Source organism: Streptomyces sp. XD-27 (assembly GCF_030553055.1).
Taxonomy (GTDB): domain Bacteria; phylum Actinomycetota; class Actinomycetes; order Streptomycetales; family Streptomycetaceae; genus Streptomyces.
This window is the reverse complement of record NZ_CP130713.1, coordinates 1,567,163-1,579,776: the sequence shown is the minus strand read 5'-3', so window position 1 is coordinate 1,579,776 and position 12,614 is coordinate 1,567,163. Positions and strand designations below refer to the sequence as shown.

Here is a 12,614-nt window from a genome sequence, read left to right as displayed (position 1 = left end):
AGCCAGCGACGGCCGCCCGGTCCGGGACGATGCGCGCACGGCCACACCGGCGCCCCGCCCCGGCCGGGACACGGCCCTCCCACACCGTGACGGCGTGTCAGCCAAGGGCCAGGCATGACAAAGGGCGTGCCGGACCACGGGTCCCGCACGCCCTCCGTCCAGGGCCGCCGGTCGGAACCGGCCGCCGATCAGAGCCAGTTGCGCTTGCCGCCGACCTCGGCCAGCCACTGGTTCAGGTACGCGGCCCAGTCGGTGCTCTGGAACGAGGACAGGCTGACGGTGAACGCCCGGTACGAGTCGCTGCCCTCGGTGAACAGCCCCGGCTTCTTGTCCATCTCCAGCACCACGTCCATCTCGCGGTCGTCCGCGATGAACGTCAGCTCGACCTGGTTCAGCCCGCGGTACTGCTCCGGCGCGTAGAACTCGATCTCCTGGTAGAACGGCAGCCGCTGCCGGGTGCCGCGGATGTGCCCGCGCTCCAGGTCCGCGCTCTTGAACCGGAAGCCCAGCGAGCCGAAGGCGTCCAGGATGGCCTGCTGCGCCGGAATCGGGTGCACGTTGATCGGGTCCAGGTCACCGGAGTCCACGGCGCGGGCGATCGCCAGCTCCGTCGTCACGCCCACGTTCATCCCGGTCAGGTGCCGGCCCAGGAACGTCGTGATCGGGGTCTCCCAGGGGATCTCCAGCGCGAACGGCACGGCGTGCACCGCACCCGCCTGCACCTCGAAGGCGCCGCCGAGCTGCTGCCGGGTGAACTCGACGTCCTGCTTGTATTCCTGGTCGTTGCCCTCGACCTCGACCCGCGCCTGCAGACCGACGGACACCCCCTCGATCTGCTGTGCGACGGAACCGCCCTGGATGCGGACCTCACCCTGCACGACACCGCCCGGTACGACGTTCTCCTCGGTCAGCACCGTCTCGACCGAGGCGCCACCGGCACCCAGACTCGCGAGCAGCTTCTTGAAGCCCATGTTCTTCCTCTCCAGGACATGACCACTGATTGATCTGCCGGTCCGCACGGGAACCGTTGACCGGTAGAAACGCGGAACGGCGGCGGCCGGTTCCGTCCTACCCTTCCAGCTACCCTTCCAGCCGACCGGTCCCCGCACCAACCCCACACCACAGCTGTGCGGAACCGCCGGAGATCTGTTGCACTACGCTCGAATCCCGTGACCGTGGCATCCGACCGTACGCCGCTCGACCGGAGTTTCTTCGACCGCCCCGTACTGGAGGTCGCCCCCGATCTGCTCGGGCGTGTCCTGGTACGCAGAACCCTGCACGGCCCCATCGAGGTGCGCCTGACAGAGGTGGAGGCGTACGCGGGCGAGGCCGACCCCGGCTCGCACGCCTACCGCGGCCGCACTGAGCGCAACGCCGTGATGTTCGGGCCGCCCGGTCACGCATACGTCTACTTCACCTACGGCATGTGGCACTGCCTGAACCTGGTCTGCGGCCCGGAGGGCTTCGCCAGCGGGGTGCTCCTGCGGGCGGGAGAGATCGTCCGCGGCGCGGAACTGGCCCGGACGCGCCGCGCCACCGCCCGAGGCGACCACGAGCTGGCCAAGGGCCCGGCGCGCCTGGCCACGGCCCTGGAAGTGGACCGGCTGCTGAACGGCACCGATGTCTGCGGCGGACGGGGTGCCGGGCGCGAGGCCCCGATGCGGCTCCTCGCGGGCGACCCCGTGCGACCTTCGGAGGTGCTGCGCGGCCCGCGCACCGGCGTCGGGGGAGACGGCGCGAACCACCCCTGGCGCTTCTGGATCGCGGGTGACCGCACGGTCAGCCCGTACCGGGCCCACACCCCGCGCCGCCGCGGCCCGACACGACGGCCCGACACGACGTCAGGCCGAACTTGACTCGGGCCGACGAGAGCCCTAACGTATCCCGAGCCGCTTGAGACGGGCGGATGACGTGGTGCCTTCCGGCCCACTTCTCCACAGCCCCAGGTGGCAACCCACTACCTGCGAAATCCCTCACCGGGGTCTTCTTCCGCTGCGTCTTTTTGACGTGCCGGAATTCTGACCCGGAAGGCTCGATTGGGAGCCCGGAGAGAAATCCGCTAAAGTAGTGGACACGCCGGAAGGCGCGAAAGACCCCGCTCCAACAGGGGAATCCGGAAACGGGCCAGAACGGAAACGGACTGGAAATCGGATCTGGTAAGGTTGGAAACGCAAGACCGAAGGGAAGCGCCCGGAGGAAGCCCGAGAGGGAAGCCGAAGGAAGCGTCCGTTCCTTGAGAACTCAACAGCGTGCCAAAAGTCAACGCCAGATATGTTGATACCCCGTCTCCGGGCCTGATGGTCTGGGACGAGGTTCCTTTGAAGAAACAAAACACAGCGAGGACGCTGTGAACCGTCGGGATTATTCCTCCCGATGGTTCCGCTCAACGCGAGTGTGCATCCCGATTACGGGAAAACATTCACGGAGAGTTTGATCCTGGCTCAGGACGAACGCTGGCGGCGTGCTTAACACATGCAAGTCGAACGATGAACCCGCTTCGGTGGGGGATTAGTGGCGAACGGGTGAGTAACACGTGGGCAATCTGCCCTGCACTCTGGGACAAGCCCTGGAAACGGGGTCTAATACCGGATACGACCACTTGAGGCATCTCATGGTGGTGGAAAGCTCCGGCGGTGCAGGATGAGCCCGCGGCCTATCAGCTTGTTGGTGGGGTGATGGCCTACCAAGGCGACGACGGGTAGCCGGCCTGAGAGGGCGACCGGCCACACTGGGACTGAGACACGGCCCAGACTCCTACGGGAGGCAGCAGTGGGGAATATTGCACAATGGGCGAAAGCCTGATGCAGCGACGCCGCGTGAGGGATGACGGCCTTCGGGTTGTAAACCTCTTTCAGCAGGGAAGAAGCGAGAGTGACGGTACCTGCAGAAGAAGCGCCGGCTAACTACGTGCCAGCAGCCGCGGTAATACGTAGGGCGCGAGCGTTGTCCGGAATTATTGGGCGTAAAGAGCTCGTAGGCGGCTTGTTGCGTCGGATGTGAAAGCCCGGGGCTTAACCCCGGGTCTGCATTCGATACGGGCAGGCTAGAGTTCGGTAGGGGAGATCGGAATTCCTGGTGTAGCGGTGAAATGCGCAGATATCAGGAGGAACACCGGTGGCGAAGGCGGATCTCTGGGCCGATACTGACGCTGAGGAGCGAAAGCGTGGGGAGCGAACAGGATTAGATACCCTGGTAGTCCACGCCGTAAACGTTGGGAACTAGGTGTGGGCGACATTCCACGTTGTCCGTGCCGCAGCTAACGCATTAAGTTCCCCGCCTGGGGAGTACGGCCGCAAGGCTAAAACTCAAAGGAATTGACGGGGGCCCGCACAAGCGGCGGAGCATGTGGCTTAATTCGACGCAACGCGAAGAACCTTACCAAGGCTTGACATACACCGGAAACGGCCAGAGATGGTCGCCCCCTTGTGGTCGGTGTACAGGTGGTGCATGGCTGTCGTCAGCTCGTGTCGTGAGATGTTGGGTTAAGTCCCGCAACGAGCGCAACCCTTGTTCTGTGTTGCCAGCATGCCTTTCGGGGTGATGGGGACTCACAGGAGACTGCCGGGGTCAACTCGGAGGAAGGTGGGGACGACGTCAAGTCATCATGCCCCTTATGTCTTGGGCTGCACACGTGCTACAATGGCCGGTACAATGAGCTGCGATACCGTGAGGTGGAGCGAATCTCAAAAAGCCGGTCTCAGTTCGGATTGGGGTCTGCAACTCGACCCCATGAAGTCGGAGTCGCTAGTAATCGCAGATCAGCATTGCTGCGGTGAATACGTTCCCGGGCCTTGTACACACCGCCCGTCACGTCACGAAAGTCGGTAACACCCGAAGCCGGTGGCCCAACCCCTTGTGGGAGGGAGTCGTCGAAGGTGGGACTGGCGATTGGGACGAAGTCGTAACAAGGTAGCCGTACCGGAAGGTGCGGCTGGATCACCTCCTTTCTAAGGAGCACATGGCCGACTGCGAGCGAATGTCTCGCACGGTTAGCTCATGGGTGGAACGTTGACTACTCGGCACACTCGGTTTGATCGGGTCACTAGTACTGCTTCGGCGTGGAACGTGAGTCTGGTCGGCTGGGGGTGTCGGGCACGCTGTTGGGTGTCTGAGGGTGCGAGCGTTGCTCGTCCCTTTGCGATGCCGGCCTCGGTGAACTCCGCATGTGATGTGTGGGGGTGACGGGGGACGGGTCGTTGCTTGAGAACTGCACAGTGGACGCGAGCATCTGTGGCCAAGTTTTTAAGGGCGCACGGTGGATGCCTTGGCACCAGGAACCGATGAAGGACGTGGGAGGCCGCGATAGGCCCCGGGGAGCTGTCAACCGAGCTTTGATCCGGGGGTGTCCGAATGGGGAAACCCGGCAGTCGTCATGGGCTGTCACCCGCTGCTGAACACATAGGCAGTGTGGAGGGAACGCGGGGAAGTGAAACATCTCAGTACCCGCAGGAAGAGAAAACAACCGTGATTCCGGGAGTAGTGGCGAGCGAAACTGGATGAGGCTAAACCGTATGTGTGTGATACCCGGCAGGGGTTGCGCATGCGGGGTCGTGGGAGTTCTCTTGATCGGTCTGCCGGCCGGTCGGCGAGTCAGAAACCGTATGGATAGGCGAAGGGCATGCGAAAGGCCCGGCGTAGAGGGTAAGACCCCCGTAGCTGAAATCTGTACGGCTCGTTTGAGAATCACCCAAGTAGCACGGGGCCCGAGAAATCCCGTGTGAATCTGGCGGGACCACCCGCTAAGCCTAAATATTCCCTGGTGACCGATAGCGGATAGTACCGTGAGGGAATGGTGAAAAGTACCGCGGGAGCGGAGTGAAATAGTACCTGAAACCGTGTGCCTACAAGCCGTGGGAGCGTCGCATGCGAGCTTGCTCGTATGTCGTGACTGCGTGCCTTTTGAAGAATGAGCCTGCGAGTTTGCGGTGTGTTGCGAGGTTAACCCGTGTGGGGAAGCCGTAGCGAAAGCGAGTCCGAATAGGGCGGTTTAGTAGCGCGCTCAAGACCCGAAGCGGAGTGATCTAGCCATGGGCAGGTTGAAGCGGAGGTAAGACTTCGTGGAGGACCGAACCCACCAGGGTTGAAAACCTGGGGGATGACCTGTGGTTAGGGGTGAAAGGCCAATCAAACTCCGTGATAGCTGGTTCTCCCCGAAATGCATTTAGGTGCAGCGTCGTGTGTTTCTTGCCGGAGGTAGAGCACTGGATAGGCGATGGGCCCTACCGGGTTACTGACCTTAGCCAAACTCCGAATGCCGGTAAGTGAGAGCGCGGCAGTGAGACTGTGGGGGATAAGCTCCATGGTCGAGAGGGAAACAGCCCAGAGCATCGACTAAGGCCCTAAGCGTACGCTAAGTGGGAAAGGATGTGGAGTCGCAGAGACAACCAGGAGGTTGGCTTAGAAGCAGCCACCCTTGAAAGAGTGCGTAATAGCTCACTGGTCAAGTGATTCCGCGCCGACAATGTAGCGGGGCTCAAGCGTACCGCCGAAGTCGTGTCATTGCAGTATGTACCCCCAACGGGGACTGTGATGGGTAGGGGAGCGTCGTGTGCCGGGTGAAGCAGCGCCGGAAGGTAGTTGTGGACGGTTCACGAGTGAGAATGCAGGCATGAGTAGCGATACAAACGTGAGAAACGTTTGCGCCGATTGACTAAGGGTTCCTGGGTCAAGCTGATCTGCCCAGGGTAAGTCGGGACCTAAGGCGAGGCCGACAGGCGTAGTCGATGGACAACCGGTTGATATTCCGGTACCCGCTTTGAAGCGCCAAACATCGAATCAGGCGATGCTAAGTCCGTGAAGCCGCCTTTGATCTCTTCGGAGTGATGGGGAGTGGTGGAGCCGACGGACCAGACTTGTAGTAGGTGAGTGATGGGGTGACGCAGGAAGGTAGTCCAGCCCGGGCGGTGGTTGTCCCGGGGTAAGGGTGTAGCCCGAGAGATAGGCAAATCCGTCTCTCATACAGGGTGAGACCTGATGCCGAGCCGATTGTGGTGAAGTGGATGATCCTATGCTGTCGAGAAAAGCCTCTAGCGAGTTTCATGGCGGCCCGTACCCTAAACCGACTCAGGTGGTCAGGTAGAGAATACCGAGGCGTTCGGGTGAACTATGGTTAAGGAACTCGGCAAAATGCCCCCGTAACTTCGGGAGAAGGGGGGCCATTTCCGGTGATGAGTCTTGCACTCTGAGCTGGGGGTGGCCGCAGAGACCAGCGAGAAGCGACTGTTTACTAAAAACACAGGTCCGTGCGAAGCCGTAAGGCGATGTATACGGACTGACGCCTGCCCGGTGCTGGAACGTTAAGGGGACCGGTTAGCTCCATTTCGGTGGGGCGAAGCTGAGAACTTAAGCGCCAGTAAACGGCGGTGGTAACTATAACCATCCTAAGGTAGCGAAATTCCTTGTCGGGTAAGTTCCGACCTGCACGAATGGCGTAACGACTTCTCGACTGTCTCAACCATAGGCCCGGTGAAATTGCATTACGAGTAAAGATGCTCGTTTCGCGCAGCAGGACGGAAAGACCCCGGGACCTTTACTATAGCTTGATATTGGTGTTCGGTTCGGCTTGTGTAGGATAGGTGGGAGACTGTGAAGCATGCACGCCAGTGTGTGTGGAGTCGTCGTTGAAATACCACTCTGGTCGTGCTGGATGTCTAACCTGGGTCCGTGATCCGGATCAGGGACAGTGTCTGGTGGGTAGTTTAACTGGGGCGGTTGCCTCCTAAAGGGTAACGGAGGCGCCCAAAGGTTCCCTCAGCCTGGTTGGCAATCAGGTGTTGAGTGTAAGTGCACAAGGGAGCTTGACTGTGAGACCGACGGGTCGAGCAGGGACGAAAGTCGGGACTAGTGATCCGGCGGTGGCTTGTGGAAGCGCCGTCGCTCAACGGATAAAAGGTACCCCGGGGATAACAGGCTGATCTTCCCCAAGAGTCCATATCGACGGGATGGTTTGGCACCTCGATGTCGGCTCGTCGCATCCTGGGGCTGGAGTCGGTCCCAAGGGTTGGGCTGTTCGCCCATTAAAGCGGTACGCGAGCTGGGTTTAGAACGTCGTGAGACAGTTCGGTCCCTATCCGCTGTGCGCGTAGGAATATTGAGAAGGGCTGTCCCTAGTACGAGAGGACCGGGACGGACGAACCTCTGGTGTGCCAGTTGTTCTGCCAAGGGCATGGCTGGTTGGCTACGTTCGGGAGGGATAACCGCTGAAAGCATCTAAGCGGGAAGCCTGCTTCGAGATGAGTATTCCCACCTCCTTGAGAGGGTAAGGCTCCCAGTAGACGACTGGGTTGATAGGCCAGATATGGAAGCCGGGTAACCGGTGGAGTTGACTGGTACTAATAGGCCGAGGGCTTGTCCTCAGTTGCTCGCGTCCACTGTGTGGTTCCCGGGTTGCGAACTGTCGCACCGGTCGAACCAGTAGTACTTCAATTGAAGAGTGTGCTTGTTCGCTCGAACCCGATAGGGTTTCGGTGGTTATTGCGTTAGGGAAACGCCCGGTTACATTCCGAACCCGGAAGCTAAGCCTTTCAGCGCCGATGGTACTGCAGGGGGGACCCTGTGGGAGAGTAGGACGCCGCCGAACAATCTTTCAGGACCCTTGGTCCCAGCGTGCATGCTGGGACCAAGGGTCTTTTTTGTTTTGCTGAAGCGCGCCGGTAAGCCAGGTGCGAGAATGACTGCGGTACCTCATGACAGGAGTCACGTCGATGTCCCCCAACTCCCCTGACGACAGGCCGGAGCGCGAGCCCCGGCGCCGTGACGGCGGCGACCGGCGTGATTTCCGAAGCTCGGGTCGTCGCCCCGATGACCGTCCGCGTGGCCCTCGCCGTGATGACGAGCGCGGTGGACGATCCGGCGGCTACGGCCGTCGTGATGACGGGCCCTCGTTCCGCCGCGACGACCGCCGCGACGACCGGCGTGACGACCGGCCTTCCTACCGCCGTGACGACCGGCCGTCGTTCCGCCGTGACGACCGTCGTGACGACCGGCGCGACGAGCGCCGCGATGACCGGCCCTCCTTCCGTCGCGACGACCGCCGTGACGACCGCCGTGATGATCGGCCCTCGTTCCGCCGTGAAGATCGGCGCGATGACCGGCGTGACGACCGACCGCGTGGTCCGCGTCGCGACGACCGCGATGGCGGTTTCCGGCAGGACCGCGACCGGGACGACCGTTCGCGTTTCCGCCGCGATGACCGTGATCGCGGTCCGCGTCGTGACGACGACCGTGGTGGTTTCCGTCGTGATGACCGTCGCGATGAGCGCCGTGACGAGCGGCGCGACGACCGGCCGCGTGGTCCCCGTCGCGATGACGACCGTGGCTTCCGCCCTGGCGGTGGCTATGGCCGTCGCGATGACCGGCCGTCGTTCCGTCGTGACGACCGTCGTGATGAGCGTCGCGACGATCGCCGCGATGACCGGCCGTCCTTCCGTCGCGACGATCGCCGTGACGATCGGCCCTCGTTCCGCCGTGATGACCGCCGTGATGACCGGCCGTCGTTCCATCGTGACGACCGCCGTGACGACCGCCGAGACGATCGGCGCGATGACCGGCGTGACGAGCGGCCGCGTGGGCCCCGCCGCGATGACCGTGACGGCGGCTTCCGGGGCGGGACGACCGCGGGCCGCGCCGTCCGTACGGGCAGGGACGCGGCCGGGACGACCGTGAGCGGTCCGGCGGGTACGGGCGGCGTGACGGGCGTACCGACCGTCCTGGTGGGTACGGGCGCCGCGATGACCGCGACCGGGACCGGGAGCCCGTCAAGCGGCTGCCGATTCCCGAGGACGTGACCGGCCAGGAGATCGACAAGGATGTCCGGCAGGAGCTGATGAGCCTGCCGAAGACCCTCGCCGAGGATGTCGCCCGCAACCTCGTCATGGTCGCCAAGCTGCTGGACGAGGACCCCGAGCAGGCGTACGGCTACTCGCGCGTCGCGCTGCGGCTCGCCTCCCGGGTCGCTGCCGTCCGTGAGGCCGCCGGATTCGCCTCGTACGCCGTGGGCAAGTACGCGGAGGCGCTCGCGGAGTTCCGCGCCGCGCGCCGCATGACGGGTTCCGTGGAGCTGTGGCCCGTGATGGCGGACTGCGAGCGTGGCATGGGCCGCCCTGAGCGTGCCCTGGCCATGGCGGGCGAGCCGGAGGTGCAGAAGCTGGACCGGGCCGGCCAGGTCGAGATGCGGCTGGTCGTCGCCGGTGCCCGGCGGGACATGGGGCAGGCCGACGCCGCGGTCGTGACCCTGCAGAGCTCCGAGCTGGCGTCGAGCTCGGTCCAGCCGTGGACCGCGCGGCTGCGGTACGCGTACGCGGACGCGCTGCTCGCCGTCGGCCGCGAGGACGAGGCGCGCGAGTGGTTCGCGAAGGCTCTCGAGGCGGACCAGGGCGGGACGACGGACGCTTCGGACCGGCTCGCGGAGCTGGACGGTGTGGAGTTCGTCGACGCGCTGATGCCCGAGGACGAAAGCGCGGCCGCGGACGACGGCATCGAGGGCGAGGCCCCGGCTGCCTCGGACCGTGATGAGCACGATGACCGTGACGAGCGCGATGACCGTGACGCCCGCGACGAGCACGACGACCGTGACGAGCAGGATGAGCAGGACGACCGTGACGAGCGGGATGAGCAGGACGGGCAGCGCGCGGACGGCGGCGCCGACAGCTGACCGCTGACGTGCGGCGGCCGTAGCCGCCGCACGGCACGCACGGCATGAGTGAGGGCGGAACCCCGGCCGGGGTTCCGCCCTCACTCATGCGCGTCACTTCAGGGTCATGCTGCGCAGCACCAGGCCCGTGGCGGGCTTCGGCCCGAACGACGTCGACTTGTGCGGCATGGCGACACCCTGCCGCGCCAGTTCGTGGACGACGTCCTCGGACACCGGGCGCATCAGCACCGCCGTACCGCCGTGCCGCTCCGTCTGCGCCACGGCCGCCGCCGCGTCGTGGATGTAGCCGATGTGCTCCGGGGCGTCGGGGACCTTCCACAGGTGGTCCAGGAGCACGGAGTGCAGGACCGTGGCGTCCAGCGTGCGCCAGGCCTCCGGCCGTTCGGCCGGAATCGTGCGGGCCAGCAGCGCCGGGTCCGGGCGGTCGAGGAGGTGGAAGCCGCCCTCCCCGGCCAGCAGGAACGCGTTCGAGGGCGAGGGGGCGGAGCCGGGGCCGTCGGCCGGGTGCTCGGACGCGGCCTCCCGCGCGGCCTCGTCGAGTGCGGCCAGCGCGCGGGGCAGTGGGCCCTCCACCTTCCGTACGCGGAACGCGTCCCCGAGCGCCGCGAGCGCGGTGCCGATCGGCAGTTGGTGCAGGAGCCGGTGGATCGCGCGTACCCGCAAGGGGTAGCGGGCGGTGTCGACCAGCAGCACCAGGCCGTAGTCCCACGGGCCCGGGTCCTGGCGTTCCGCGCGCAGCCGCAGGTAGGTCGCCCAGCGGTGGTGGCCGTCGGCGATGAGGGCCTGCCGGTGGGAGAGATCGGTGGTGATCTCGGTTTGCTCGGCGGGGTCGGTCACGCGCCACAGCCGGTGCTCGAAACCGTCCTCCGTGGTGGTGGACAGCAGCGGGGGCGGGTGGCCGTGGCCTCGATGACCCGGGCCGCGCCGTGCGCGGGCGGGGAGCCGGGGATGGACTCGGCCCGGTTGCCGTCGTGAGCCGCGGTCCCCTCGCCGGTCGCGTTGCTGCCGCCGTTGCCGTTTCCGTTGCCCCGATAGGCGAGCAGCAGAGGGTCGAGGTTGGCGCCGGTGGCGCGCATCAGAGCGGCCCGGTCCTCGACGACGTGCGGCATGACGTCCTCATGGGGGAGGACGACGCCCTCCTCTCTGGGGCTCAGCAGCAGGGCGCCGATCAGCCCGCGCTGCAGGATGTCGCCTCTTCGCTGCTCGTACACGTACAGCGCGGGGTCCGGGTCGGGTGCGAGGACGCCCTCGTCCTGCCAGCGGCGCAGGGTCTCTGCGGCCTGCCGGTGCCGGTCGGCCGGGGTGTCGGCCTGGGGCAGGATGAGCCGGACGATGTTGTGAGGGTCGGCGGTCTCCAGTTCGCGCAGTCCGTCGGGCCGTACGACGACGTCGTACGGCGGGGAGGTGACGGCGGCGAGACTGCCGACCCGCTCCGGGACGTACCGCAGACCCCGGAAGGGAAGGAGCTGTAGACCTTTCCCGACGTGCCCTGGAGTGCTCATTGGGGCATGTTATGTCCTCGGTGGCGCACACCGGGGCCGGGGCTGGAAAGGGCCGCATCGAACAGGCCGGATGCCGCCCGGCGCACGGCATGGGCGATGATCGGGGGACGAGCCCACGACGGTTCCACCGCTGAGACGACTCCCACCGCTAAGGAGCGGCACCCTGATGAACGAGACGGTCCGGAACCGCCCCGCAGGCAGCGCGCGGCCGTTGAGCGAGGCGTACGACACCGCGCTGCTGGACCTGGACGGGGTGGTGTACGCGGGCGGCGAGGCCATCGTGCACGCCGTCGGGTCGCTGGGCGCCGCGCGGGCCGGGGGCATGCACCTGGCGTACGTGACGAACAACGCGCTGCGCACCCCGGAGGCGGTCGCCGCGCATCTGACCGACCTCGGGGTGCCCGCCGAGCCCGCCGACGTGATCACTTCCGCGCAGGCGGTCGCCCGGCTGATCGCCGAGCAGGTGCCGGCCGGAGCGCGGGTGCTGGTGATCGGCGGCGAGGGGCTGCGGGTCGCGCTGCGCGAGCGCGGGCTGGAGCCGGTGGAGTCGGCGGATGACGACCCCGCCGCGGTGGTGCAGGGGTACGGCGGGCCCGAGCTGCCCTGGGGGCGGCTGGCCGAGGCGTCGTACGCGGTGGCGCGCGGCGTGCCCTGGTTCGCCTCCAACACCGATCTGACGATCCCGAGCGCCCGGGGCATCGCCCCGGGCAACGGCGCGGCGGTGGAGGTCGTACGGATCGCCACCGGCGCCACCCCGCAGGTGGCGGGCAAGCCGCTGCCGCCGATGCACCGGGAGACGATCCTGCGGACCGGGGCGCGGCGGCCACTGGTGGTGGGGGACCGGCTGGACACCGACATCGAGGGCGCGTACGCGGGCGGGGTCGACTCCCTGCTGGTGCTGACCGGAGTGACGACGGCGGCGCAGCTGATCGCTGCCGAGCCCCGGCATCGGCCGACGTATGTGGCGGCCGATCTGCGGGCACTGCTGACCGGGCAGCCGGAGGTGGCCCCGACCGGGGAGGCTCCGACCGGGGAGGCGGCGCCGGCCGGACAGACGGCCCCGGTCGGAGAGGCGGCGTCGCCGGTGGACGGGCGGCGCGGCGGGTTCCGGTGCGGCGGCTGGGTGGCCGCGGTGGACGGGGACACGCTCGTGCTGGACGGCGAGGGGGACGACCCGATGGACGGGCTGCGCGCGCTGTGCGCGGCGGCGTGGACGGCCGCGGGCGACGGGGCGTGCGGCGCGGACGCGGGCAAGGCACTGGCGCGGTTGGGGCTGTGAGCGCGCGTCGGCGGCCGCGGCTGGAGCCGTGAGCCCCCCTCGTCGGCGGCCGCGGCCGGAGGGTGAGCCCCCTCGTCAGCGCTGTGAGGCTTCGTCAGCGGCCCTGGTGAGGCGGCCGGTCCGCGGCGGTCGGCGCCTGGCAGGGGCGCGGCGCCGTACGGTGCCCCACCCGCGGTGGCCA

General features: G+C 66.2%; 5 protein-coding genes, 3 rRNA genes and 1 pseudogene. 7 read left to right on the top strand and 2 right to left on the bottom strand.

The window, feature by feature from the left end:
- Positions 1-188: 188 nt before the first annotated feature.
- Positions 189-971, bottom strand: coding sequence for a sporulation protein (locus Q3Y56_RS06665; protein ID WP_304461022.1), 783 nt, complete (start codon positions 969-971; stop codon positions 189-191).
- Between the two features lie 198 nt (positions 972-1,169).
- Between Q3Y56_RS06665 and Q3Y56_RS06660 the strand changes: the two genes are divergently transcribed.
- From Q3Y56_RS06660 to Q3Y56_RS06635, 6 genes are all read left to right on the top strand, one after another.
- Complete coding sequence (locus tag Q3Y56_RS06660) at positions 1,170-1,856, top strand: DNA-3-methyladenine glycosylase (RefSeq protein ID WP_304461021.1); 687 nt, start codon at positions 1,170-1,172, stop codon at positions 1,854-1,856.
- Positions 1,857-2,418: 562 nt separating this feature from the next.
- Positions 2,419-3,947 (top strand): 16S ribosomal RNA (locus Q3Y56_RS06655).
- Positions 3,948-4,232: 285 nt separating this feature from the next.
- Positions 4,233-7,355: ribosomal RNA gene (locus Q3Y56_RS06650) — 23S ribosomal RNA — on the top strand.
- A gap of 107 nt (positions 7,356-7,462) precedes the next feature.
- Positions 7,463-7,579: ribosomal RNA gene (rrf, locus tag Q3Y56_RS06645) — 5S ribosomal RNA — on the top strand.
- Together the 16S, 23S and 5S rRNA genes form the textbook arrangement of a ribosomal RNA operon.
- Positions 7,580-8,070: 491 nt before the next feature.
- A complete protein-coding gene (locus Q3Y56_RS06640) occupies positions 8,071-8,664 on the top strand; it encodes a hypothetical protein (protein WP_304461020.1) in 594 nt (197 codons plus the stop codon).
- 100 nt (positions 8,665-8,764) lie between these two features.
- Positions 8,765-9,652, top strand: a complete 888-nt coding sequence (locus tag Q3Y56_RS06635; RefSeq protein ID WP_304465497.1) for a tetratricopeptide repeat protein — start codon at positions 8,765-8,767, stop codon at positions 9,650-9,652.
- Between the two features lie 93 nt (positions 9,653-9,745).
- On the opposite strand, the pseudogene Q3Y56_RS06630 reads toward Q3Y56_RS06635, so the two are convergent.
- Positions 9,746-11,154 (bottom strand): annotated as a pseudogene (locus Q3Y56_RS06630) (DUF1015 family protein).
- A 166-nt stretch (positions 11,155-11,320) separates the two neighbouring features.
- Between Q3Y56_RS06630 and Q3Y56_RS06625 the strand changes: the two are divergent.
- Positions 11,321-12,433, top strand: a complete 1,113-nt coding sequence (locus Q3Y56_RS06625) for an HAD hydrolase-like protein (RefSeq protein WP_304461019.1) — start codon at positions 11,321-11,323, stop codon at positions 12,431-12,433.
- Positions 12,434-12,614: the final 181 nt, after the last annotated feature.

What these genes read in the sequence shown, in the direction of transcription:
- Q3Y56_RS06665 (WP_304461022.1), bottom strand. Translation starts at nt 971, where the DNA reads ATGGGCTTCAAGAAGCTGCTCGCGAGTCTGGGTGCCGGTGGCGCCTCG.
- Q3Y56_RS06625 (WP_304461019.1), top strand. Translation starts at nt 11,321, where the DNA reads ATGAACGAGACGGTCCGGAACCGCCCCGCAGGCAGCGCGCGGCCGTTG.